The organism is Rothia sp. ND6WE1A, from assembly GCF_001683935.1.
In the GTDB taxonomy this organism is placed as follows: domain Bacteria; phylum Actinomycetota; class Actinomycetes; order Actinomycetales; family Micrococcaceae; genus Rothia; species Rothia amarae.
Window position 1 is genome coordinate 1 of sequence record NZ_LXTU01000061.1, and the last position, 24,549, is coordinate 24,549.

Sequence of the window (24,549 nt, forward strand, 5' to 3'; positions counted from 1 at the left end):
GTGATTCTCGCGCGCCTCACTTCCCCAGCGCCTGCAACTTACCCCACCGCCGACGTCCGCGTGCCCGCAGGGTTCCCCTCCCCCGCCCAGGACTATTCAGCAACCACCTTGGATTTAAACGAGGTTCTCATTCATGATCGAGCAGCAACTTTCATTCTGCGCGTTTACGGAGATTCCATGGTGGATGCAGGAATCTCAGATGGGGACGAAATTATCGTAGATCGCTCCCTTGAACCTTATGAGGGCGCCATCGTCGTCGCAGCATTAGACGGGGAATTCACCGTCAAAAGGTTCCGCCGCAGCCCCGACGGTCGAGGCTGGCTACTTCCCGAAAATCCCACCTACCCCGCTATCCCCATCTCTGAACACGCAGATTTTATGATTTTTGGAGTAGTAACGAGGTGCCTTCACCATGTGGGCTAAAGCCCTCTCTGCTAAGGATTTTCAAAACCACCCTCCGCCCGCCATCCTTCACGCCCAGAACCAGGGTTCGACATCCTGCCAGCCCAGCAGTCCTCCATCCTTGGCTCTCCCCGAGCACAAGCCTCAGCTACTCTACTTTCACGTCGACATCAACTCTTGCTATGCCTCCTGCGAGCGCATTCTCGACCCTTCGTTGAACGGCAAGCCTGTAGTAGTGCTCTCTAATAACGACGGTTGCATGGTGGCGCTCTCAGCAGAGGCAAAAGCGATGGGTTACCGCCTGGGGGAACCCTGGTTCAAGGTAAAAGAAGGAGCTGAAGCGCGAGGGGTTATTGCCCGGTCGTCGAATTATGAGTTATACGGCGACATTAGTAACCGGGTAATGGAGGTTTTGCGCGAGTATGCCCAGGGGTTTGAGCAATATAGCATTGACGAGGCGTTTCTGACGGTTCGTCTATCTACTCGCCAAGCCGCGCATATTGCCCGGTGCATCAAGGACGATATTGCAAGACGCATCGGCGTGCCGGTGTGTGTAGGGGTTGCCGCTACTAAAACTTTGGCCAAACTCAGCAATAAGACCGCTAAGAATGTTCCCCACCTGGGCGGGGTATGTGTGTGGAATCTACTGCCCTCTGGACGCCGTGCCCATCTTTTCCACCATTTACCGGTGGATCAGCTATGGGGAGTTGCCTCAAGGACTCGCAAGAAATTAGCCAGCATGGGAATTATTTCTATCGGAGATTTAGCGACCGCCGATCTTTCTACTATTCGTAAACGGTTCTCTATAGTGCTCATGCGCACGGTATTAGAGTTGCGGGGGACGTCCTGCATCCCCTTAGAACCAGTGCGGAAATTTAAAGATCAGTTGATTTATTCAAGATCGTTCTCTTACCCCATTGTTGATCGAGAAGATATGGCTCAGGTAATGAGTGTTTATGCGCAAAGGGCTTCTAAGAGATTAGTTCGCGATGGACAGCAGGCGAAACTTTTGACTGCTTTTTGCGCTACAAGTTTTTACGGGGAGAACATGGTTTTCCCTACCTCCGCGGTCACGTTACAGGCACGAACCGCTGACCCCGCAGTGCTGACTAAAGCAGCGCTTACTCTATTAGATCGTGCCGATTTTGATGGTCCCCGTTATGCAAGGGCGGGGATTATGCTGACGGATCTCGCCCCGGAGGATTCCTCTATTGCATTTGAGATGTTTCAGTACAGTCATGAAAGAAGAAACGTTGCCTCTCTGATTTCTCAGGTGGAAGAAAAATGCGGGGAGGGATCACTCGGCTTAGGCAGAGCGGGCTTCACTCGTAAACCGGTGTGGGAGATGAAGAGAGAGCTTCTCTCGCGCCGAGGAACGACACACTGGGATGAACTAGTGAGAGCTTCCGTACGCTAGCGGGGATTTCATCAACGCATCGACCTGCCAGATACCAAGAAATTACTTTTATTCGAAAGAATTTTTACTTTACACCAAAACTTTTTCAGGGAATAATGAACACCATGACATCTCAACAGAAAAAGTACGACGAACACTCCACCGCTGGTGCCTACGTACATTCTGGCGAAGAATTCGACCGCGATACTAACTACATCGAAGATCGCATCGTTGCTCATTCTGGCATGGGTCCCGGTGAAGATGACCGTGAACATGGCATCTGGCCAGTAGAGAAGAACCGCTACCGACTCGTGGCTGCACGCGCTTGCCCCTGGGCTAACCGCACTCTCATTGTGCGCCGTCTGTTAGGTCTGGAAGACGCCATTTCTGTAGGATTGCCCGGTCCTACTCACGACGCGCGCTCCTGGACTTTTGATTTAGACGAAGACGGAAAAGACCCTGTATTGGATATCGAGCGCTTGCAAGAAGCATTCTTCAACCGCTTTGCAGATTACCCCCGCGGAATTACCGTTCCTGCCATTGTTGAGATTGACTCTAAAGCGGTCGTCACCAATAATTTCCCTCAGATTACAGAGGACTTTGCGAAAGAATGGAAGGAATTCCACCGCGAGGGCGCACCTGATTTATGGCCTGCTGAGCTCGAAGATGAGATGCGTCAGGTCATGCAGTACATCTACACCGAGATTAATAACGGAGTCTACCGCTGCGGGTTCGCCGGTTCGCAAGCTGCCTACAAGAGAGCTTATGACCGACTATGGTCTGCCCTGGACTGTGTAGAGGAACGACTTTACACCCGTCGTTATCTCATGGGAGATTACATCACTGAGGCAGATGTCCGCCTGTTCACCACACTGGTACGGTTCGACGCCGTCTACTACTCCCATTTCAAGTGCAATCGTCAGCCGCTCTTTAGTATGCCGAACCTCTGGGGCTATGCCCGCGATCTTTTCCAGACCCCGGGCTTCGGAGACACAGTAGATTTTGAGCAGATTAAGCGCCATTACTACTACGTTCACGAAGACATCAATCCCACCCAAATTGTGCCCGTTGGTCCTCGTACCGACGGATGGTTGACTGCCCACGACCGCGAAGAATTAGGGGGCTCCCCTTTCAATGAGGCTACAGGAGCAACCCCTCCCGCAGAGGTACGCGACAGCGAACGTGTAGAAGCTGGTCACAACCCTCTTTACCCCGTAGCCAACTAGGCTTTAAAGAGCCGGTTTGAGTGCCGGAGTAAAAGTCGAGAACCGCTCCGCCTGGGAAGAAGCCTGGAGAGGTTCAGAATACTGGGCGGAGGGGTTTAAGACCCATGCAAGAGCAGGGCTTTCTACCCCTGTATAAAGAAAAGCCTTGGGAGACTCCCCCAGCGGATCCACATATTTATCGTAGAATTCTGTGGATGAGTAGTCTTCTGGGAGCCCTGGTAGTTTTGCCCCTTTGGATGCCGTATTGTTCAAAATTTTTTCTGTGACATCGTAGGCTCCTGACCCAATTCCCAGAGCGCGGTTCAAAGAAATATCCTGCTGGGAAGTCCCCGGTGCAAACGAAGAACCGCTGACTTCATAGTTTTCAGTACTCGCCATATGATCCCGTATATCCAACAAAGATTGTTCCGGGATATGTGATTGAGGGATAGCTTCAGTAGCAGTGGTGTACTCGTCATACCCGTGAACAGGCATACTCGTGACTAACTTGATGTGTTCATCGTTTTGCTCAAGATGGTCTACATCCCGTTCCTTGAATTTTTCTATGCCGTCGGGAGTGATGTCATAGTTCGTCTCGATAGTCCGAACATTTTTGCCTCGGTCTGGGTAAGTGGAAGAGCCTTGCAGATGGGGTACGGGGTCGTTCCTGTCTGCCACAATCATGGTGGGAATATTGGGGGAAACTTTCATATCGCCCGTCGGTCCGCCCTGCATATAGAGGTAATTGAGCTTGTATTTCTTCACGAATTCCTTATTCGTAGATAAGGCGCTAACGGTCGCTGCTCCTTGGCTAAAACCACCCAGGTTAACAGGCACGTCCGAAGATATGCCGGCGTCCGAAAGAGCTCGATCTACCAGCTGCATCATGGCTGTGCTTTCTTCAAGGGTATCGAGGTTATCGGCATTGATAGAGGCAACGTTCGTGCTCCAGGTGCTGATCCCACCGCTGTAGGCAGGCGAATCTGGGTCCGTTCCCGGCACATAAACATTGGCAGCAATCGTGTTACCCTCACCATCTCGGACTACTTGTACCCGTAGTCCGTCGTATTCGATGATTTCTCCATCACCGCCATCGAGTGCGTCCATCGCGTCCTCGCCTTTACCGACCAACTCCAGGTTATGAGCCCACTGATAGGGAGTTACTGGAACAGCGAACATAGGCTGGGTAGCATCTTCATACTCTTTTTTCCCCTCAAGCTTCTCCACGCGCACGCTTGAGTCATTGAGGTCTCTGACAACCCCGGTCTTGACGCCGAACTCTTTGAGGTACTTCCCCACGTCACGTCGCCATGAAGCGCTCATGCCCAGCTCACCCATTCGTTCGTCCCGGCGTTTACGAGCGAAAGATTCACCGTTCATTTTCAAATCGGCATAGTATCCCATGCCGAAAAGAGCTCGCGCTACTAGAGGGGAAACTATGCTGGCGAACGGCACTTTGTCGGCTATCTTTTCGCCTAAGACGCCGCCCGTCGCCACGCTTTTGCCGGCCAGATAGAGTAGCCCGGGCACATACCCCTCAGGACCTTGGAGAATCTCAGTGGCAAGGCGCTCTGCATCAATATAGTTATTTCGCGCAGTTTCTACCTTGGCTGAAAGGGTTTTATGCCCCTGGGAGAGAAGGAAGAATTTCGCGCCGGTGGCGGTCAGAATAGCACCGGCATGTAGGCCCTCCCCTGTGGGATCAAAAGAAAGCAGGGCTGTCACTTGGGCGGCAATCAAAGAGACGTCCACCGCTAAATCTTGGTTCGTTTCCCCCGCGGTTTTGAGTTGCTCTACAACTTCAGTCAGGCTGTCAGTATCTACTTCGATACGTGCCATGCACATGTTTTGGCTCATCAGCGTGCTCCCGCGGTTAAGGTATTTTGTACAGAGGAAATCAGAGGGCTGTGAATCAGCGATTCCAAATGAGCCTGGGCAGAACTCACCAGAGGGTTGGTCAGAATATCGGGAAGATGATCTGTTGCCCCCTCTAAGCTGCGCAATCCCTGGTCTACCGCAGCCCCAGCGCTAGTAATATTCGCCGCCAACGTTTCTAACTCTTGAGCAAGCGCCTCGCCCCCTATACGAGTTTTCGCAGCGGCGTCAGCCAGCGAACGCTGAGTGTCGCACTGTTCTTCATTAGAGGTATCCAGCGAATCCCGAAACTGAGTAGCGGCGTCCGATACCCACTTGACCGCGTACATTCCATCAAGTTGAGCTGAGACCTGCTCGCTCTCTGCCTGAAATGCTTCGATATTTTGTGCCAAAGTCTGCGAATATATACGAACTTCTTGCGCTAACGTCCATACCTCAGCAGACACCGGCCCGCTCACGCCGCTTCCTATACCCGCCGACCATGCCACGCTCATGACGGATTCCACACTCAACTGATTCCCTCCTCGAACTGTTTATTTCAGGCTAGGGTAAGGGATCCTGAAGGAGGAGAGCATGAAAGAAATCTGTGGATAAACCCCCTCAAAAATGTCTTATAAAGTTATCCACACCCTGCTGGTACCTTATTTGCCGGCGTCGCCGTCTTCATCTTTGATATTCGACCAGGTTTCTACCGCCGCTTCGTGTCAAAATAGGACTATGTCTCATCGTGATAATTGCACCACCTTGCCCAACGGCCGCCATTCACTGACCGGCGCCGGTCTCGCCCTTGGTCCTCTCGACGGCCGATACAAATCAGCAACCGAACCATTGGTTGATTACCTTTCTGAAGCCGCGCTGAACCGCGACCGCGTGCACGTAGAGGTCGAATGGTTTATTTACCTCTGCGATCACAAGGTCCTGCCCGGTCTTGAACCCCTCACCGAAGATCAGAAAAAGGGTCTGCGTGAAATCGTCACCGAGTTCACCGAGGAATCCACTGCAGAACTGGCTGAAATCGAAGCGGTTACCGTGCACGATGTCAAAGCCGTTGAGTACTTCATCGGCCGCCGCTTAGAGAAGCTCGGATTAGAACGCCTCAAGCCCCTGGTTCACTTTGGGTGCACCTCCGAAGACATCAACAACCTCTCCTACGCGCTAGGCATCAAGGACGCCGTCAACAATGTGTGGCTGCCAGCAGCTCGCGATCTGGTAGCTCAGATTAACGAGATGGCAGAAAACGCTAAAGACATTCCCATGCTTTCTCGTACCCACGGTCAGCCCGCCACACCCTCCACTTTGGGCAAGGAATTAGCAGTATTTGCCTACCGTTTGGGCCGCCAGGTTAAGCACGTGGAAAATGCTGAGTTCTTGGGCAAAATCAACGGTGCTACCGGCACTTTCTCTGCACATGTCGCATCTGTTCCCGGTGCCGATTGGCTGAAAGTTTCTGAAGAATTCGTGACCGGACTGGGTCTGGACTGGAACCCACTCACCACTCAGATCGAGAACCACGACTGGCAGGCAGAGCTGTATTCTTCTATCGCGCATTTCAACCAGATTCTGCATAACCTGTGCACCGATATTTGGAATTACATTTCTATCCGTTTCTTCCGCCAAATTCCTGTGGAAGGTGCGACTGGCTCATCGACTATGCCGCATAAGGTGAACCCGATTCGGTTTGAGAACGCTGAGGCTAACCTAGAAATCTCTAATGCCCTGTTGAACACTTTGGGCTCCACCCTGATTCAGTCGCGCTGGCAGCGGGACCTCACCGACTCGTCGTCCCAGCGTAATATCGGTGTGGCTTTTGGTCACTCCATTCTGGCGATCTCGAACGTGGCGAAGGGTCTGGCTCGATTGGACGTCGCAGAGGACGTCATCGCTGAGGATCTCGACCAAAACTGGGAAGTTCTCGCCGAAGCTATTCAGATGGTCATGCGCGCCGAGGCAATCGCCGGGGTCGAGGGTATGGAAGATCCTTACGAACGTTTGAAGGAACTGACCCGAGGACAGCGCGTTGACGCTACCCGTTTGAAGGAATTCGTCGCGGGGCTAGGTCTTTCTGCCGATGCCGAAAAGCGCCTCTCAGAGCTCACCCCCAACACCTACATTGGTATTGCGCCCGAGCTCTTGAAATTCGCCCAGTAAATAGCGCATTCGCTGAAAGCGACCAGGGAAGTGCTCTTTTGACCAGTATTTGCTGGTCAAAAGAGCATCTTCCTGGTCGCTTTTAAAGCAGTTGCCTCCCTAGACTAGAGACATGACAGAACTCGACGACGAACGCCAGCGCACCCCCGACCAGCTCCGGACGGAGACGTCCTCCCCCGCCGCGCGTCCGCACGTCGGTGCATCCGGCTCGAACGATGCGCGCCCCGCTGCCGATGCTAAAGAACCACTTGCCATTCGTCGCATTCTCAAGCTACGCCGCAAAAACCCCGAAGGTACACCGGTTGAAATTTCTGATGCGCTCGATCAACTTTTTATTCGCGATTTTACGCTTGTGGGCGGCGCAGAAGCAGGTGTCAATAACTTGGTGCCCGGCGCTGTAACTGCCGCTACCCGCAACAGCAAGGTTGCTGGTCTCACCCGAGCAGCTACCCAAATCGGCGCGGTGCAGGGTATCTCCACCTACACTCAAAAAACCGCCCAGGGAGTGAGCACAGCGGCACACGTCGGTTCCTCCCAGGCTATCAAGACCTATCTTTTTGCCCAGGCGCTTCTGCACCACCTTCCCGTGGATAACGCCGACGATGCCGCCGCCCAAATTCTCGGCGGGGATATCCACCAGTTACTCACCACGTTAGAACAACCTATTGCACGCCAGCCCCACCAATCAGGAGCTTCGCCGTTGAACGTGATCACGGCAATTTCACAGATCGGTTTGCGCAATCCGCAGATGTTTTTGCTGGTCAAGAGCGGTGAACAGTTGGTGAGATCCGGCGGCTCGGTAGTGGAAAGCTCTAAGGCTCGGAAGGAGTTTGCTCAGCAGCTAATAGCGCAGGCGAAAGAGGTACTCGGGGAAACGCCTGCCGCTTTCCCCGATCGGTTCATCCAGGTCATTGAGCCTGAGGTAGATAAGGCTCCGGAGAATATCGAGGCAACTCCCGCCGAGGAGGTTGCGGCAACCTCTGCGGAAGAACTCGAACGTATTGCCACGCAAAACTCTGCCTCGGTCAAGGGCGCTCGCTTAGCTGCCAAGATGTTTGCTAAAGGCTCTGAAAAGACCGGACTGTTTGGTTTCGGAAAAAAGTAAAACCTCAAAAGAATGCCTCCGCTCTCGAAGAAGAGCGGAGGCATTTTTTGTGGGATGAGAGGCTTATTCAAGCGGTTAAGTCGCCATGCAAGCACAGCAACGGTGAACTAACCTTCTCGCCTGCCTCGCTGGCGCTCGCAAAGGCGATTCATGCCAGACCCAGCCAGTTCACCTTACTGCCGTGCTTGCATGGCTTTTACCCTTCAGAGTGCCTCTCCCACCACGCTCAATTACTTGGTGATTTCTTCGGCAGAGTCTTTTTTCTCTGCTTTTTTGTCTTCGAATTTTGGTGCACGTTCGTTAATCTGCAGTGCGGCGGGGAAAGTCGCAGGAGCTTCACCGAAGGCTTTCTGAGTGGACTTGATAACCTGTTTACCCAGGGCGAGGTTTGCACCGCCACCCACTACCGCGCCGATGCCGAAGGGTAGCGCGCGTCCGAGCAGTGCGCCGGACCGGCGGGGGAGGAAGCGCTTCACAAACATGTTGCGGATGGTGCGCTCCACGCTGAATGCCTTGCCGGAGTCTTTTTTGCCCATCATCAGACCCCATTTGCTGGTGATTCCTGAAGCGGAGCCGCTTTGAGCTACCAGCGAGTTCATCAGGCTGGCGCCGTCTTCGCCGAGCATAATACCCATGACCATGGTGCGGGCTTCTTCTTCGCTCAGGTTATCTACGCCGTTCAGCTCAGCAATTGCCTGGGCGAACAGGGCCGTGCGTTCCAAATAGCCACCTACGGTTAGCACTGAAAGCCCTACCGAGGTTGCGGTGCCGATACCTGGCACAAAAGCCGAAGCACCGATAGCTCCGCCGCCCACGGTGACGTCGCGAAGGTACTGCTGCTCCAGGCGCTTAGCAATCTGGGAAGGGGTTTCGTTGGGGTGCTTCTCCCGCATCTTCTTCACCATGGAAAGCACAAGGGGGCGCTGGATGCGCAGCACAGTGTCAAGTGTTTTAGTGAGAGCCGGCTTGGGATTGCCGTCTTTATCAAAAGCATTCTTCGTAGGATTAAACATGATTAAAGTAAATCATCTCCCTACTTACTTTTCTTGCAATCCACCCAAAAATTTGCCCACAGCTCACTCCCGCCTGCCCGTTCTAGGCAGATGGGCTTTAAGTTGCCCCCTCTGCGCAGATGGCTAAACTAGGTGAGGGTCAAAAAGCACAGAGGGAGTTTTATGAAGAACAAAGCATATCCAGGGTCAGCTAAATCAGGTATCAGCGCAGGCGTTGGATTAGTGCTTCTTTCTGCGACTTCTATTCAGTTTGGTTCGGCTTTCGCAGTTTACCTTTTCCCTCATATGGGTGCGTGGGGAGTTACTGCTTTCCGTCTCGCCGTTGCCGCATTTTTTATGGTACTAGCGATTCGCCCTCGGATTCGGGCGTGGACGTGGATTCAATGGCGGGCAGTTCTTCTCTTCGGAGTATCTATTGCCGGTATGAATGCGGCTTTTTATCAAGCTCTTTCTCGGATTCCGCTCGGTTTGGCGGTCGCCGTAGAATTCGCTGGGCCGCTTCTGCTCTCGATGGCGCTTTCCCGGCGTCGCATCGACCTCCTCTGGTCAGCAATAGCAGCACTTGGCCTAGGAATTCTGGGGGTAGAAGCTCTCTCCGGTGCTGATGCGGTGAATCCCCTGGGTGTTTTGTACGCTTTCATAGCCGGGCTTTTTTGGGCAGGATATATTCTCTGCAGTGCTCGGGTAGGTGAAGTTATCGACGGCGCTAGTGGGCTTGCAGCCAGCCTTGTGATTGCCGCTTTGTTGGTTCTTCCCTTTGGCGTCTCGGGAGCAGCTGTGGCTTTCTGGGATCCTCAGCTCATTCTTTTCGGCGTGCTCACCGGTATTTTGTCATCGCTTGCCCCCGCAATTTTTGAGTTTATGGCCCTGCGAAGGGTGCCGCGAAATATCTTCAGTATTTTGCTAAGTCTTGAACCTGCCATCGCCGCTCTTGGCGGCTGGCTTCTCTTACAGCAGGAAACGGGACCGGTACGGTGGTGCGCTATTGCCCTATTGATTTGTGCCAGCATCGGTATTACCCGCACCAAACCTATTGAAGTATCTGTTGCCACCACTGAGCTTGAGCTCTTGGGCTACGACGAATCTACGGCAACCGGCGCTCTACCTACCCTCGTCGGATTCCAAACTCCTGTGGATTTAGAAGACCCTGAGCACCCCAGCCCGCTCACGCAATCTATTCGCAAAATTGAACTCCCCGACGACTATCGTTCTGGGAGCTAAGCAGATCTAAAGAGTTGCCACGAACTCGCTGAGCTCATGCGTATCTAGCACGACGCCGGGGTGGGGACCTGCGGCGCTCAACGTAGCCCGGATATCGGCGGACAGGGGCTGGTCTGTACCCACCAGGATAAGGTTTCCCGGGTACTTAGCGGTCAGCAGTGACTGCTCGGTCAAACACCATACATGGTTGAAAATCCCTAGCATAGTACGAGCTTGGGCGGCAAAGAAGGTGAGCCCCGGGTCATCGCCCACGTTCACTACCAGTACTCCCCCACCGGAAAGCTCGTTCTGCAGTTCCCCATAAAATTCAGGTTCGGTCAGGTGCTCAGGAGCCTGCCAGCCGGAGAAAATATCGAGGACTATCGCATCGATTCCCTGCTCAGTTTTGAGCAAGGAGGCCAGGCGGGGAACCGCCGACCGCGCGTCGTCAATCAGAATTTCTAATGAGCTACCTGCGGGTAAGGGCAACTCATCCAATACCAATGTGGGTAATTCCCGCTCAATATCCACCGCGACCTGCACAGATCCGGGGCGGGTTACCTGAATATAGCGAGCCAGAGTGAGCGCCCCAGCGCCTAAATGTGCTGCCGAAATAGGTTCCTGGGTAGGGCGAAAAACATCAATCACATGAGCGATACGGCGTAAATATTCATAGAAAATGTGGCTCTGATCAGCCATATCAACGTGCGACTGCTCAGCACCGCCGATTTCAAGGATATAACCGGAGTCGCTCAGCCCGTCGGGAATAATGCGCGCGCCAAGACCTGAAAAGGAGAGCTGAACTGTACGAGACTTCATGCTCTCATCGTAGAGGATGCGCCAAGCTTTCCCCGCGCCGATGGCTAATGCAGATGAGCGTAATGTTCGCTCTCCTTCAAAGATTCAGGTTCCAGCTGGAAGGTGGAGTGGCGAATGCTCACCTCAAAATGCTCATTCACACAATTCTGCAAGGCTTTGAGAATTTCAACGGTGTGCCCGGTTTCAAAACATTCATCGCGCAACACCACGTGCGCGGTTAGCACCGGCAAATCCGAAGAAATTTGAGATGCATGCAGGTCATGGACCGCCAAAACGTGTTCCTGGGATTCCAAGTGGTTCTGTAATTTCTGCAAATCAAGGTGAGGTGGAGTCGATTCCAGCAGAACATTGATAGTTTCAAACAGGAGTTTGAGGGTGCGGGGAATAATCAAAATACCAATGAAGAGCGCCACTACGGCGTCTGCCTGATACCAGCCCCACACACCAATCACCAGCGCAGAAACAATCACCGCGACCGAGCCCAGAGCATCGTTGAGTACTTCGAGGAAAGCCGCTCGCATATTAAAGTTTTGACGGTTTCCCCCTACCAAAATGGCTATCATAACAAGGTTGCCCACCAGCCCGATTGCACCAAAAATGAGTACTTCAAACCCTGGAATCTCTGCCGGATTGAAGAACCGCTTAATCGCCTCAACGACGACGAACGCTCCCACGCCCAGCAAAAACGCTGCTTGGAACATGGCGCTGATAACCTCAATACGTTTCCACCCCCATGTGCGTTTCAACGACGACGGGCGCGCAGCAAGATGCGCAGCTACCAGGGCGACAGTAACGCTCAAAGCATCGGTGAAAACATGAACCGTGTCAAAGAGAAGCGCCAGTGACCCGGTAATCCAAGCCCCTGCCAGCTGAAAGGCGAAGAGAAGCCAGGCGATAGCAACAACGACGGTGAGACGCTTGGAATTGGCACCTGCGCCGTGGGAATGGTGGTCATGACCCATAAAGTGAACTGCTCCTAGTAGGTTCCGAAATCGCGGTAGGAACCCTGGGGGTCTCCAATTTCGGCGTCTACGTGATCTACGTGCCCCGCGGTATTCCCCGAGTTGAGCGAATCCAGAAGTTTCTGACAATTTTCACGGCTGCCTTGAGCCACGATCTCTACCGAACCGTCATCCAAGTTCTTGGCATAACCCACCAGCCCTAGAGGAGTTGCTTCGCTCTTCGCCCACCAGCGGAATCCCACGCCCTGGACACGGCCGGTAACGTTGGCATTCAGCTGAGCTTCAGCAGGTTCCCCGGAGCCTTGCTGAGCGGATTTTTCTCGGTCAAATACGTTAAAGAAACTCATAGAGTAAGCCTACTACACCAGGCGAGGAGGGGTCAGGGGCGTTGGAAATAAGCGGGGGGAGTTTGTATCAAAATAGGGAGGTTTGAACCAGAAAAATGAAAATGGACCGCATGCGATACGGTCCGCTTTCACAAATTTGGTACAAGCTGTTCAGCCCTCCAACACAGCGCTCAGTGGTACTACTTCGCCGGTCGTCGTTGCTATCTGGTGAAGAGCACTAGCATGTCTCTCTCTAGTAAAGTCAGCACATGCATCTGCAATAACAAAAACCTCAATATCACGCGCTAACGCATCAAATGAAGTCGCCAAAATGCCACCGGCAGTGAAGACACCGCTAATAATCAGCTGGTCGCGCTTTTGACGGCGGAGCTCCGTCTCAAGGTCAGTGGCAAAAAATGCGCTCAGAGACCGCTTACGCATACAGGGAACTTCAGGCTCATCTAGACCTTCTAACGCAAACGTATGAGTTTCTTCTTCAGATGGCCCTAGCCCCCATAATCGTGCGCCAAGCCCCCGCTGGTGGAGGGTATGAGCTGCTCGCGGTGCCGAACATATTAGCGGGATATCTTTTTCCCGAGCAAAATCTACTAACTGCTGATTCTGATGAATTACCTCTTCTATCAGTTCTGTGGGAAGAACTTTAAGGTAATAGGGCAGTAAATCGTGGAGGAGAATAGCACAGCGAGAAAAATCTATTTTCCAGCCTAATCCTTCCGCAGTGGCAGAAAATTCCTTGAGAGAATATTGGGCGATGTCAGCGCTAAAAGTAGCCATGTTTACTCTCCTTCACCTAATTCGTGAGAGGAAGCAGACTCCCATTCGGTGCGGAGAAGGGAGAAAAGAAGCTGGTCGTGCCAAGCCCCTTCACGCCATTGTCCTTGGCGAACCCGCCCTTCCAACGTAAACCCTAACTTATGAATACAAGCGAGCTCCGCTTTATTTTCTGGATCGGTAGTTACCTGCACTCGGTGAACCGGATAGTGCGTAAAAATATAGTCAACCAGAAGTCTCTGAGCTGAAATACCAAAACCGCGACCCCGGTAGGTGGGCAAAATTCCTACCGCTATTTCCCAACACTTGCTGGTAGACGCACGTCCCCATGCCTTGGCGAACCAATCTACTCTTCCTACTAGCTCACTGCCATAATAGATGCTGAGAGTATTTTCGTCCCCGCCCAAAGCTCCACGCTGAGTATAAGCGTTTCGTAAAGAGTTGTAATTCGTGAGTCCAAACCACTGATAGGTACTTGCGCCCTCTCGATTGGAAAAAGCTAATTCAAAAGTATCGATATCTTTCATCGCTACAGGTTTTAAATGAAGATGCATGGGATTCCTTTTCCAAAATGCGTTTCATCCCGCATCCTACATCGAGTTTGTATCAGAAAAGCGCCTGTGTACCACGAAAAGCGCGGTACACAGGCGGAAATCTGATACAAACGGGAGGGCAAGGAGCCGACGAGCGAAGTAAGAGTTCTTACTTGAAGTCGCGCTTAGCTGGCGCAGCAGCCACAGCCGCGCTCACTTCATCTGATCCTGCCGAGAACGGAATCGCCTTGCCAATAGTGGAGTCGTCAGCAATGACCGCCACCATCACATCAGCAACTAGCTCCCGCGGAGTCTCTGCGTTCTCAGGCTTGAGATTTACCTCGATGCCGGCAGCGGCGTCCTCCGTCAACATACCTGGACCCAAGATAGTGAAGTCCAAATCGGAGTCTCTCAGGTAAGCATCTGCTACAGCTTTCGCTGTCTCGTAGGCGTAGAAACCGTTGTCTTCACCAACCGTATGTGCGTTGCCGGAGCCAAGGTAAGAAACCATAACGTAGCGCTTTACCCCGGTGTGCTCCGCGGCTTCGATGGTTCGAATCGCTGCGTCCTGGTCAATAGCGTAGGTGCGCGAAGTATCGCCGCCGCCCGCGCCGGCACTCCACACCAGAACGTCAGTTTCTGTCTCCTGGAGCATCTTCTCAATCTCGGTAGTAGAAGCATTCTGGATATCCAGGACGACGGCGTTCGCGCCCTTGCTCTCGATGTCCGAACTCTGATCGGCGTTACGAATCACTGCGTTAACGGTGTGCCCTGCCTGAACCAGTTTGGGCTCTGCCAATAAAGCAACCTTGCCGTGGCCACCAATAATCGTTACGTTTGCCATGAGAATCTCCTTTCGAGTTTACGAAGAGTTTTAACCTCTTCTTTCAACAAAACTATCACTGCTTAGTTTTTATTCCCCGTAGTAGATTAGATTTCAACGTTCTTGCCCCACCGACAGGCTCCCATGCAACCCGGACTTTTCATCTTTGACTGCGACGGTGTTCTCGTTGATAGTGAAGTTCTTGCGGTTGAGATTGACCGTATGGTTCTTGAAGAACACGGATGGTCACTCACTCGCGAACAGGTCATTGAGCATTTTCTGGGGATCCCCATGACTAAGGTGCAGGAAGGTCTCGAAGAGCATCTGGGCCGCCCACTGGGTGCTGACTGGATTGATTCGCTCGAAGCCCGCTATAAAGAGTCGTTTGAGAAAGACCTCAGGCCCGTTCCGGGAATCATCGAGGCATTGGAGCAGCTCGAGGGCCCACGGCGTGTGGCGTCCAGCGGTACTCACGAGCGTATCCGTCATTCTCTCACTTTGTGCAAAATGTTGGGTTATTTTGAAGATTCCCATATTTTTAGTGCCCAGGACGTGCACCACGGAAAATCTGCTCCCGATTTGTTCTTGCACGCGGCGTCGTCGATGGGGGTTTCATCCGAAGGACTGCCTGGTCATTGAAGATAGCGCCCACGGTGTAACCGCAGCACGCGCAGCCGGTATGAAAGTTCTTGGATACGCCGGCTCAAAAGTTGGAGGATGCCGGTGCCCAGATTTTTGAGGACATGGCAGAGTTGCCGCGTCTGGTTGCCGAAGGCTTTTAGATAACCGAGTGGAGAGAAATAGTGGGTTTCTGGTACAGTGGCATTCGTTCAAGACGTGCGCGAGCGCCGAAAGAGCAGGCCTCCATAGCTCAGGGGTAGAGCATTTCCCTCGTAAAGAAAAGGTCGTCGGTTCAAATCCGACTGGGGGCTCCATGTAAGTCCGCTACTTATCTAAGTAGCGGACTTTTTTTGTATTACCCGCCAGTAATGAGAACCGCACGTCATAAAAGAAAATATTTCTATTAATTTTGTTATCGAACCGTGACACTCTTTATTTCGTGTATATCAAACCGTTATGATTGGAAGACACTCGTACATTCCCCCTTGAAATTCCGGAGGTTCTCCATGTTAAAAGAGCTCTTTAGCTCTGTTGGAGGATCAGGGAACCGTTCCGCACGCGGCTTCTTGCTCCTCGTTATTCTTCTATTCATTCCTTCTGCAGCGATTTGGTTCTTTTATCGTTCGCTTTTCCAGGCAGATGCTTCTATTGCAGGAATGATTGCTCTTTCCGCTATTACTGCGTGGCTGTGGGCTTATCTCATTGGCTATGGCGAAGATCAGCACACCGCTGAGATTACCGAATAATTTCAGCTCATCAAAAGGGGCGGTTTCAACCGATGAAGGTTGAAACCGCCCCTTTTCTTTAAGGCTTATACCTCAGCGAGACTTAGCTACGCCACAAACCGTACGTTTTCGCCAGTTCTGACACTTTGCGAGCGCGCGCCAGGCGCGGCAGGTAGGAGCCGTCTTTAGGTACGTTGCCGCCGCCGGCTTCGTTGAGCATCTCTTGTGCCCATTGAATTTCTTCGTCGCTGGGCGCGAGGGTGAGGTTGATGGTTTCTGCTTGGCGCGGGTCCAGCAAGAGTTTACCTGTCATCCCGTGCATGGTGGTGTAGTGGCATTCTTTCATGAGATCTCCACCGTATTTGCCGACTGAGGGGCCGTCGATGGGGCCGGGTAGTTCTCCTGCACGGGACGCCAGAACTAGCTGAGAGCGCGCGTAGGACAGGGCAATCGGATCTGCGGAGACGCCGGTATCGCGGCGGTAGTCACCTACGCCAAAGGCGAGGCGGAACGTACCGGGCGCGCGGGCGATATCGACGACGTTAAGCATGCCAACTGCCGATTCGATGAGCGCAATAACGGGGGTGCCTGCAGCGAGCATCATGGCAGTGCGGGTTACTTGGTCAGGATGTTCGGTGGTTGCCAGCATCACGCCGCGCAGACCTCTGACGCCGTTGAGTGCTTGAACGTCTTTCTTCCAGTGCTCGGTGCCCATGGTGTTAATACGCACCCAAGCGGTCATGGAAGTTTCCAGGAGCTGAACGATTTTTTCGCGGGATGCGTCTTTGAGATTCTCGGGACAACCGTCTTCCAGGTCTAACAGGATGGAGTCCGCTTCTGATTCGAGAGCGGCGGCGATAGTTTCTTCGTCGGCTGCTGCAGAAACTAACAGCCATGTACGAGAGACTCGTGCAGGTAGGGCTGCTGCTCGGTCATTTCGGTGAAAGTGGGGCACGGTCATCCTTCATGCAGAATCGAGTATTTACTTTGATTCTACTTGGGTTCGTCAGGCGGCGTCTGCACTCTTTGCCGTTGAGGGTATCATGTACCCGCGCCCGTCTTTCATTTCAAAGACAGCGTCGATTGCTGAGGATGTAATGGAATCGTGGGTGACCATGACGGTGGCGAGCTGGAATTCGCTGGCCAGTTGGGCAAGAAGCGCAACAATAGACGCTGATCGTTCGTGGTCGAGGGCTGAGGTGGGTTCATCGGCGAGCAGGAGGGAGGGGTTCCCCATGAGTGCTCGGGCGATGTTGACGCGCTGGCGTTGTCCGCCGGAGAGCTGGTGGGGGCGGCGGTTGCGCATATCTGCCAACCCAACGACGTCGAGCAATTCGGCGGCTCGGCCTCGGGCATCTTTGAGCTCTTTGCCGCGTGCACCAGCTAGGTGTGCCATCGCAACGAGTTGTTCTTCTGAAGTGAGGGCGGGGAGCAAGTTGGGTTGCTGAAAAATGATGCCAATGTCGTTGCCACGCAGGCGAGTACGTTCGGAGTCTTTGAGACCAGAGGTTTCTTGCCCGTTGAGGAACACCTTGCCAGAGGTAGGTTGAATGAGCGTGGCAGCCACAGAAAGGAGCGATGATTTACCCGAGCCCGAAGCGCCAACAACAGCGGTGAAACTTCCTTTATCTGCTTGAAACGTGATGGAGTCAAGAGCTTTGAGCGTTTGGGGCTGACCGTTGGAGTCTACGCCGTCGGGGTATTCGAGAGTCACGTTTTCTAGGGAAAGTACGGTGGTCATTAGTTGCCTCCTAAAGCAATCATGGGGTCGATTTTAGTGATGCGGGCGGTGGCGATAAGCGACCCGGCTAGCCCAATTGCCCAGATTCCTACTGCTGGGCCCAGAACGGTGAGGGGATCAAGCTGGAAGGGAAGAGCATTCTGGGCAAGCGCGCCAAGAACCCAGCCCAAGAGAGCACCCAGTGCAGCTCCTCCAAAGAGGATAATGGCGGCTTGAATCATCGCATCGCGCAGAAGGTACCCGGTGGAAGCTCCTAGAGCGCGCAAGACAGCTAAATCGCGAGTGCGCTGGATGGTCCACACGGTCAGGAAAGAGAGAGTCACTAGCGCCGAAATTCCATAGAGGAACCCCTGCATGGCTTGCAGTGATCCGCGTTCTGATTGAAAGGCGGCTAGCCCCTGGAACGATTCTTTGGTGGTGACTGCTTTGGTTCCTGACTGGTCGGCGGCGGAAGTCAGCGCGGCGTCATCTGTATGGGGAGCAGAGATGGCTAACACAGTGCCTACGATCTCTTGATCCGTCGGCTGTTGCGAAGCGCCAGCGTTCACATGCCCGATTTTCTGCCAAGCGGCAGTATCAGCCCACATCACCGGAGTATGCGAGTAGTAGGTGTCAGCAACAATCCCACCGACTGTAAACGTATTTCCGCTGATAGTGACCTTATCCCCCACTTTCGCACCCGAGTCCTGGGCGATAGTTTCTCCCAAAACCACCGTTGAATCGGAAAGCTCCGTGGAGCCTTCTAACGCATGCCCTACCGAATCGTGCAGTAGTGAACTTCCCGCAGGAATACCGAAGACTGCAATCGACGGCGACGCCGCAGACCCCTCTAACACCGTCTGGCTGATACCCACCGGGGTAGCAGAGTCCACGCCGTCCTGGTTCGCCCAGATCTTTTGTTCGCCGGCAGTCACGCTGGAGGAGGTGAACGATACCTCCGGTTCCTGCGAACCTGCAGAACCAAACACCAAGCGATCTGCCTTGAGCGATTCCAGCCCCGCCGTATTCTGCTGACCCAACCCCCCGGTGAGACCGGTGAGCATCACCAAGAGCAGGGTCAGCAACCCTACCACTGCCGCGATAAGAGCAAACCGCCCTCGCGCAGAGAATATTTCTCTTATTCCTAAAAACACTGGATCCCTTTCGCCACCATGAGGTTTATTGAGTAGGACTCCACCGACTGTTCGGTGTAGCGAGAGGCAAGCTGGCTGGGTCTGGCATGAATCGCCTTTGCGAGCGCTAGCGAGTCAGGCGAGAGGGATTGCTTGCCGACGCTGTACCGCACGGAAGGTGTAGACGCTAAAAATAGGCCTCAACTTCTTCTTCTATTCTTGAAAAAGCGAGCGCTTTTTACATCACGTGAACGGTTGAACCTCTTATCAACCATTTGGTTGATAGGGCAGGCAGGCGGAATATCTTCACAGTGGGTACCTTAGAATTATCAGAACCTCTTTGCTGAAAGTAGACCCATGAATCCAGCCCCCGAAGAATCATCTGTTCTGCAGATTTTGCGCATCAGTTTGCACGTGATGTTCGCTTTTTTGCTGGCAGTAGGTTTTATTTCGGCGCTTCAGGACGACGCCGCCCCCGGCAGACTGACGGTGGGCTCGCTCGCACTGGCGCTGACGTATATGGCTGGCACTATCGTGGAGAACCGGTTTGCCCGGGGAAAGTTCGGCGGAGTTCGCGGAGCTAATCTGGTGCGTTCCCGCCCTGCGCTAGCGAGAACCTGGCTAGCGATTGTCGTGATGCTGTGGCTTGTGTTGCTGTACCATCACAGTAGTTTCACCTGGATGATGTTCCCTCTCGTCTTCCTGTGTATGCATCTGCTACCGGTTATTCCGGCATTGGGGGCGGTGGCTCTTCTTACCGGCATTTCTATCGGGCTTCCCGCGATTCAGACACAGCACGAAAGCGCTCACGAACTCAGTGCCGGTGCCATCATTGGGCCCAGCCTGGGCGCGCTGTTAGCCATCATTATTTCGCTTGCATACCGTCAACTTCACCGAGATTCCCTAGCGCATCAGCGTACCGCCGAGAAACTTCGCGCAACCCAAGCTGAACTTGCTCAAAAAGAGCACGAATCGGGGAGGCTGGAAGAACGGGAAAGGCTCGCCCGTGAAATACATGACACGCTCGCCCAGGGGCTCTCTTCTATCGTGCTGATTTCCAGAGCGGCAGCAGCAAAACCCACCGCCCCAGAGGTAGGAGAACAGCTCAGCGTAATCAACCGCGTCGCCGCAGATAACCTTGCAGAAGCCCGCCGCTTCATCCGAGACCTTTCCTCTCCCTCTCTCACTACATCGCTCGTCCCAGCTTTAGAGCGCCTTTGTGCCGAGACTCAGAGAATGGTATCTGCCCGAGGCGATTCGCTCTCTTGCACGGTGCACCTTGATGGGGATCAGTCTCCGCTGAGTGCCGCAGAGCTTCCCGAACCTATCCAAGAGGCTCTCATACGCATTACCCAGGGAGCTTTAGCCAACGTTGCAGCTCATGCCCATGCCCAGCACGCCGTCGTTACCCTGGGGCTATGGGAGCACGCCACCACTTTAGATATTTTTGACGACGGCCGCGGTTTCATCCCCACGCTTGCTGCCGAGGCTCACCCGACCCACCCCGCTGATGGCTCAGGCTACGGGCTAGTATCCCTCCGAACTCGCGCCGTCGAAATCGGCGCAGAGCTGGCCGTAGAATCTACTCCGGGTGAAGGTACAGTAGTGACTCTTTCCCTACCTCATTCATCGCTTACCCAAGGACGCTCATGACCGTATCTATTATGTTGGTTGACGATCATCCCATCGTGCGTGCCGGGTTGAAAGCAGTCTTCACTTCCTTCGAAGATATTGAGGTTATCGCAGAAGCCTCAGACGGCGCAGAGGCACTAGATGTTTTACAGCAGGTCACCCAGAACGGCACAGCGCCTGACGCTGTCATCATGGATCTACAGATGAAACCCATGAACGGGATAGAAGCTTGCCGAGCTATTACCCAGGCAGGCGGGCCGCCGGTGCTGGTGCTAACAACTTTTGATACCCAATCGAATATTGTGGCAGCGGTCGAAGCCGGAGCGCTAGGCTACCTCCTCAAAGATGCCCCGCCCCAGCAAGTGCACGATGCTGTTTTAGCTACGGCGGCAGGCCGCAGAACTCTTTCTCCACATATCACTGAGGTATTGCTTGACCGGATGCGCACCCCCGCTCCCGATTTGAGCCCGCGAGAAATTGAACTTCTCCAAGCGCTTGCCACTGGAGCCACTAACAAGCAACTGGCCAAGCAACTTTTTATCTCTGAGGCGACTGTAAAAACCCACCTCGTCCATATCTATTCCAAGCTGGGAGTGGATAATAGGACGGCGGCAATCGGCGTCGCGCGGGAAATGCGGCTTATTTAAAGAGAATCGCCGCCGGTTCATGGTGAACCGGCGGCGATTCTTTTTTCAATAATTCGACGGCGGAACTTAGTCCTGTGCCTGACGGATTTCCTGCCCCTGAACGTCAGAGGTATTATTCGCCGCAGCAATCATGCGGGCTTCTTGCTCAGCTTTGTAATTAGCTGAAGCGAAGTGGCGATCTTTGTACGCCAGCGCGGGAACTTCCACGAACTTATACATGGCAATTCCTACCACCAGGCCGAGAGCGACCATGAGAAGGACCATCACGGGACGGGGCAAGAATTCCAGGTGGGGTTCAACCAGGCGGTAAATAACATCATGAGAGAGGTAGATGGAGTAGCTGGAAAGTCCCAACAGCTGCAGGAATCGCCACTGGAGTAGTTTCATGAGCTTAGTGCCCAGCGGCTGGCGTCGAGCTACCTGACCCCACAGCACCATCAGTGCGGCAGCAATAGCCTGGAGGGAATAGCGTGCGGTATCGCGGAAGAAATCATCACGAATTACGAGTGAGAAAAGGTAGATTCCTACAGCTACCACAATCACCCAGTTACGGCCCAGCAAGGGAATGCTACGCCCGGCACCAGTAAGAGAAGAATCGGCAAACCGAGACCCACGGATGGAGCGGCCCTGAACCATGTCGGTATTTCGGTATTTAAAGAACCAGACAGCCACGAGAGTGCCTACAGCGATAGCTTCAACGCGGGTATCGGTACCGAAGTAAATACGGTCAGAACTTGCGCCGTCGAGGAACAGGAAGAATCGTGAGAGATTCGACCATACAATGGCAAAAATAGCGAGGCTCACTACGATTTTGAGGTAGTGCTTGCTCTTGACGGCAAAGAGCCAAATCAGCGCGAAGACCAGGTAGAACTGTTCTTCAATCGCTAGGGACCAGGTGACATGAGAGCCGGGGAGAACGGTGACTTGGGAATCAAGATAGCGCCAGTTAAAGAAGAAGAAAATCTGCCCGAGGAAATCACCAATATTGACGGCGCCACCGAAAGCCATATAGATCAGGGTTGGGATGATTAGCGCGAGAAAGAGGGGCGGGGCGATTTTGATGAGGCGTCGCATATAGAAGCCACCGAGGTCGAACCCTCCAGTTTTATCTCGTTCTCGCAGGAGCAAGAACGTAATGATAAAGCCTGAAATGACAAAAAAGATGGTGACGCCGGATCCGCCGGGTACAAAGGTCAGTCCTGCATGCGAAAAAACGACGAGCAAAACTGCAAATGCACGCATTGCATCGATGTGAGCGTAGCGATTCAAGGGGGTCCTTCTGGTGTTTCTAAATGGTACAAGCGAGTGCGAACGGTACATTTTGAGCAAAATGCACCATAACAGCAAAACCTACCACCACTTAGCTGGGATTGTTAGCCGCCTTAATGGGGATAGTTCTGTCATATTACCTCTGGTCGGAGTGCTTGTATTTGCGCTGAACCAGCTGAACAAGAGAGACGCTCCCCCAGGTAGCTACACCGACTGCACCCCACAACGGCGGTGGAGCGTGCACCAGTTCCAACGCAAATAACAGGCCAAATGCAATGGAATTTTCTGAAACTGCTAGCAAAGCGCCAGCGCCAACCACCATGAACGGCAGTAAACTCTCGCTGTTTCCAGTCACTATTGCACAGGCTCCGCCCAGCGCACCGCCCAGGGCAAGCGCAGGAGTAAGCACCCCGCCTTTGGCTCCTGCAGCCAAGGTGAGAAACGTAAAAAATGGTTTCAGAAGAATCAGTAGGAAGAAACCTAGGAGACTAATGTTTCCCGCAAAACCGTTCTGAAGAATGAGGACGCCGTGACCCGAAATATCCGGGGCAACCAGCATCACTAGACCGGTTAGCGCCAGCACCACACCGATGGTGAGCGGCAGAAAAGCCCCTTGTACGGTGGAAGATTTCTTGTTGGCGTGCTGCGCTATCTGACGAAATACAAAGCCAGCTACAGCGATAAGAGGGATAGAGACAACTGCCCAGACCCATACTTCCCAGCGCACCGCAGAAAAAGTCAGGGGGTAAAAGGCGTTGTTACCTAAGAAGATATGGGAGAGTAACACCGCGCCCCAACTAGTCACCGATGCCACTGCAAGAGAGAACCAGTTGCACCTACCCATCATTACGCACACCGTATATGCGATTCCCGCCCAAGGCGTGTTGTACACTGTTGCCAAAGCCGCCCCTGCCGCCGACGCCGTCACTAGCGCTCGATCAGGGTCCTGTACTTTGAGCAACGTACTCAAGTGAAAAGAATAGACACCCGCTAGCTGTCGGGGTGCTCCTTCTCGACCGATCGAAGCTCCTGCCCCGACCACCGTAAGCTGTAAAGTGGCATCGAGAGTGTTTCGTGCGAGAGGAAAGGTGGAGAGTTTTTGCCCCAAGGCCTCGCTTATCGATCCCAGGGGTTTAGCTCGAACGAACCACCAGAGAAGCCCTACCGTAACCCCTGTGCACGTCATGGCAAGCAATAGAACCCACCGGGGGTAAGCGCTTAAATGATGAAAGATATTTTCAACTGCGTGCAGAAAATAAGTAGAGAGAACACCTGCGAGAGCCGCGCAGACGATAGCAACAGCAGTGGCACAAAAAAGGGGGAAATAACGTTTCGCTAGAAGAGACCCACGCACGCGATTAGCCTCGTTCGCCTAGTTAGTAGATTCGCGATGCGCCTGCGCAAGTTTAGCTTCGGCATCTTCAATATGCTCAATTACTGTTTGTAGACGCCGGCTCACTGCAACTTTCCGGGAACACGAAAGCTGGCAGTCGCCCTGGCAACGCACCATGGCGAGAGCCTCGGCACACAGGGCAACGGCATTGCCAGCGCGCGAGAGACTGCGGTGAAGATCCGAATACGTACCGTGGGGTGACGCCGGTATATCGGTTTCCTGACTAGGTGCAAGAAGCTGTGCTTGGCGGGCAATATCTCGCACACGGGGCAAAAGATCTGCTAATGCGTTTGCCTCTGGAATAAGAAGTTCAAAATTTTGGTCGTGAGAAAGCTTCTCTAAAATCTGGTGGAAACGGTCAATTCCACGACGAAAACGGTCATGGGCACGCCGCCAGACTCCGCGCCCCAACTCGGCGTCGTCTCTGCGGCTTTGCAGCATGTCTCTGATTCCCATAGAGCCTCCTCCCGTTTGTTCCATACTGAGGTTACCCTAAATTGTTGAGGGACGATTCGTCACCTAAATAAAAGTATAAAAACTCGCTCCGCCCACTTCATGGACAGTGAGCGGAGCGAGCGGTACACGGTTTATCCAACCGACAGAGGGGTCAGCAACAGCGAGCGCCAGGGTTCTCGTCTAGTCGACGGTGATAATCACGCCAGAATTCTCGCTCGCTCATCGGAGCGTGATCGCACCCCGTTTGGCGGTGGTGGGCAAGATATTTTTGGTATTTATCTCCACCCAGCATGCCAGAGGTAAACCACTCTATCGCTGAGATAATCTCTTTGATCTTATTCATAGAACGCCCTC

At 53.4% G+C, this 24,549-nt stretch carries 26 protein-coding genes and 1 tRNA gene; 11 read left to right on the top strand and 16 right to left on the bottom strand.

Annotation, left to right across the window (positions count from 1 at the left end):
- The 3 genes from A7E48_RS08260 to A7E48_RS08270 all read left to right on the top strand — a co-directional run.
- Positions 1-423 (top strand): LexA family protein (locus tag A7E48_RS08260; protein WP_369796774.1); only part of this gene is annotated, 423 nt, incomplete at its 5' end.
- Positions 413-1,819, top strand: a complete 1,407-nt coding sequence (locus tag A7E48_RS08265; RefSeq protein WP_083147315.1) for a Y-family DNA polymerase — start codon at positions 413-415, stop codon at positions 1,817-1,819. The genes A7E48_RS08260 and A7E48_RS08265, both read left to right, overlap by 11 nt.
- Before the next feature lie 104 nt (positions 1,820-1,923).
- Positions 1,924-3,024, top strand: a complete 1,101-nt coding sequence (locus A7E48_RS08270; protein ID WP_068172466.1) for a glutathione S-transferase C-terminal domain-containing protein — start codon at positions 1,924-1,926, stop codon at positions 3,022-3,024.
- Between the two features lie 3 nt (positions 3,025-3,027).
- Here A7E48_RS08270 and A7E48_RS08275 read toward each other — a convergent pair whose 3' ends face one another.
- On the bottom strand, positions 3,028-4,860 hold the full coding sequence (locus tag A7E48_RS08275; RefSeq protein ID WP_068172073.1) for a hypothetical protein: 1,833 nt from the start codon (positions 4,858-4,860) through the stop codon (positions 3,028-3,030).
- Entirely contained in the window at positions 4,860-5,390 is a 531-nt protein-coding gene (locus A7E48_RS08280; protein WP_141669426.1) for a hypothetical protein, read from the bottom strand. Before A7E48_RS08280 ends, A7E48_RS08275 begins: the two co-directional genes overlap by 1 nt.
- A gap of 205 nt (positions 5,391-5,595) precedes the next feature.
- Between A7E48_RS08280 and purB the strand changes: the two genes are divergently transcribed.
- Entirely contained in the window at positions 5,596-7,026 is a 1,431-nt protein-coding gene (gene purB / locus A7E48_RS08285; protein ID WP_068172082.1) for an adenylosuccinate lyase, read from the top strand.
- A 112-nt stretch (positions 7,027-7,138) separates the two neighbouring features.
- Positions 7,139-8,131, top strand: coding sequence for a hypothetical protein (locus A7E48_RS08290; protein ID WP_068172085.1), 993 nt, complete (start codon positions 7,139-7,141; stop codon positions 8,129-8,131).
- A 230-nt stretch (positions 8,132-8,361) separates the two neighbouring features.
- Here the strand turns inward: A7E48_RS08290 and A7E48_RS08295 are convergent, their stop codons facing one another.
- On the bottom strand, positions 8,362-9,144 hold the full coding sequence (locus tag A7E48_RS08295) for a di- and tripeptidase (RefSeq protein WP_068172088.1): 783 nt from the start codon (positions 9,142-9,144) through the stop codon (positions 8,362-8,364).
- A gap of 162 nt (positions 9,145-9,306) precedes the next feature.
- Between A7E48_RS08295 and A7E48_RS08300 the strand changes: the two genes are divergently transcribed.
- Positions 9,307-10,365, top strand: a complete 1,059-nt coding sequence (locus A7E48_RS08300) for a DMT family transporter (protein ID WP_068172090.1) — start codon at positions 9,307-9,309, stop codon at positions 10,363-10,365.
- Positions 10,366-10,371: 6 nt separating this feature from the next.
- On the opposite strand, the gene A7E48_RS08305 is transcribed toward A7E48_RS08300, so the two are convergent.
- The 6 genes from A7E48_RS08305 to A7E48_RS08330 all read right to left on the bottom strand — a co-directional run bounded on the left by A7E48_RS08305 (position 10,372) and on the right by A7E48_RS08330 (position 14,620).
- The gene (locus A7E48_RS08305) at positions 10,372-11,163 is read right to left on the bottom strand and encodes a spermidine synthase (protein WP_068172093.1); all 792 of its coding nucleotides are present in this window, start codon (positions 11,161-11,163) and stop codon (positions 10,372-10,374) included.
- A 44-nt stretch (positions 11,164-11,207) separates the two neighbouring features.
- Positions 11,208-12,125 carry a cation diffusion facilitator family transporter gene (locus A7E48_RS08310; RefSeq protein WP_068172096.1) on the bottom strand — a complete coding sequence of 306 codons (918 nt, stop codon included), beginning with the start codon at positions 12,123-12,125 and terminating at the stop codon, positions 11,208-11,210.
- Between the two features lie 14 nt (positions 12,126-12,139).
- On the bottom strand, positions 12,140-12,472 hold the full coding sequence (locus A7E48_RS08315) for an acylphosphatase (RefSeq protein WP_068172099.1): 333 nt from the start codon (positions 12,470-12,472) through the stop codon (positions 12,140-12,142).
- A 150-nt stretch (positions 12,473-12,622) separates the two neighbouring features.
- Positions 12,623-13,246 (bottom strand): isochorismatase family protein, encoded by a 624-nt coding sequence (locus tag A7E48_RS08320; protein WP_068172102.1) that lies wholly within the window; start codon positions 13,244-13,246, stop codon positions 12,623-12,625.
- A gap of 2 nt (positions 13,247-13,248) precedes the next feature.
- On the bottom strand, positions 13,249-13,797 hold the full coding sequence (locus A7E48_RS08325) for a GNAT family N-acetyltransferase (RefSeq protein WP_068172104.1): 549 nt from the start codon (positions 13,795-13,797) through the stop codon (positions 13,249-13,251).
- 148 nt (positions 13,798-13,945) lie between these two features.
- Entirely contained in the window at positions 13,946-14,620 is a 675-nt protein-coding gene (locus A7E48_RS08330; protein ID WP_068172107.1) for an SDR family oxidoreductase, read from the bottom strand.
- Between the two features lie 123 nt (positions 14,621-14,743).
- Here A7E48_RS08330 and A7E48_RS08335 point away from each other — a divergent pair, with 123 nt between their 5' ends.
- The 3 genes from A7E48_RS08335 (at position 14,744) to A7E48_RS08345 (ending at position 15,966) form a co-directional block, all read left to right on the top strand.
- The gene (locus A7E48_RS08335) at positions 14,744-15,238 is read left to right on the top strand and encodes an HAD family phosphatase (protein ID WP_233126044.1); all 495 of its coding nucleotides are present in this window, start codon (positions 14,744-14,746) and stop codon (positions 15,236-15,238) included.
- A gap of 221 nt (positions 15,239-15,459) precedes the next feature.
- Positions 15,460-15,534, top strand: a tRNA-Thr gene (locus A7E48_RS08340).
- A 192-nt stretch (positions 15,535-15,726) separates the two neighbouring features.
- A complete protein-coding gene (locus tag A7E48_RS08345) occupies positions 15,727-15,966 on the top strand; it encodes a hypothetical protein (RefSeq protein WP_068172109.1) in 240 nt (79 codons plus the stop codon).
- Between the two features lie 82 nt (positions 15,967-16,048).
- On the opposite strand, the gene A7E48_RS08350 is transcribed toward A7E48_RS08345, so the two are convergent.
- From A7E48_RS08350 to A7E48_RS08360, 3 genes are read right to left on the bottom strand one after another with little or no spacing between them, the layout of a single operon-like run.
- Complete coding sequence (locus tag A7E48_RS08350) at positions 16,049-16,900, bottom strand: CoA ester lyase (protein WP_141669427.1); 852 nt, start codon at positions 16,898-16,900, stop codon at positions 16,049-16,051.
- Positions 16,901-16,951: 51 nt separating this feature from the next.
- On the bottom strand, positions 16,952-17,686 hold the full coding sequence (locus A7E48_RS08355; RefSeq protein WP_068172116.1) for an ABC transporter ATP-binding protein: 735 nt from the start codon (positions 17,684-17,686) through the stop codon (positions 16,952-16,954).
- Entirely contained in the window at positions 17,686-18,819 is a 1,134-nt protein-coding gene (locus A7E48_RS08360) for an FtsX-like permease family protein (RefSeq protein ID WP_068172119.1), read from the bottom strand. The genes A7E48_RS08355 and A7E48_RS08360 overlap by 1 nt, the downstream gene beginning before the upstream one ends.
- A 336-nt stretch (positions 18,820-19,155) precedes the next feature.
- Here A7E48_RS08360 and A7E48_RS08365 point away from each other — a divergent pair, with 336 nt between their 5' ends.
- Complete coding sequence (locus tag A7E48_RS08365; RefSeq protein WP_068172122.1) at positions 19,156-20,451, top strand: sensor histidine kinase; 1,296 nt, start codon at positions 19,156-19,158, stop codon at positions 20,449-20,451.
- The gene (locus tag A7E48_RS08370) at positions 20,448-21,077 is read left to right on the top strand and encodes a response regulator transcription factor (RefSeq protein ID WP_068172124.1); all 630 of its coding nucleotides are present in this window, start codon (positions 20,448-20,450) and stop codon (positions 21,075-21,077) included. The genes A7E48_RS08365 and A7E48_RS08370 overlap by 4 nt, the downstream gene beginning before the upstream one ends.
- Positions 21,078-21,143: 66 nt before the next feature.
- Here A7E48_RS08370 and A7E48_RS08375 read toward each other — a convergent pair whose 3' ends face one another.
- From A7E48_RS08375 to A7E48_RS10860, 4 genes are all read right to left on the bottom strand, one after another.
- Positions 21,144-22,346, bottom strand: a complete 1,203-nt coding sequence (locus tag A7E48_RS08375) for an acyltransferase (RefSeq protein WP_068172127.1) — start codon at positions 22,344-22,346, stop codon at positions 21,144-21,146.
- 136 nt (positions 22,347-22,482) lie between these two features.
- Positions 22,483-23,532, bottom strand: a complete 1,050-nt coding sequence (locus tag A7E48_RS08380; protein WP_141669428.1) for a chloride channel protein — start codon at positions 23,530-23,532, stop codon at positions 22,483-22,485.
- Between the two features lie 186 nt (positions 23,533-23,718).
- Positions 23,719-24,195: a dehydrogenase gene (locus A7E48_RS08385; RefSeq protein WP_068172132.1), complete on the bottom strand. Its 477-nt coding sequence runs from the start codon at positions 24,193-24,195 to the stop codon at positions 23,719-23,721.
- Between the two features lie 151 nt (positions 24,196-24,346).
- Entirely contained in the window at positions 24,347-24,538 is a 192-nt protein-coding gene (locus A7E48_RS10860; RefSeq protein ID WP_083147317.1) for a YbdD/YjiX family protein, read from the bottom strand.
- Positions 24,539-24,549 lie beyond the last annotated feature (11 nt).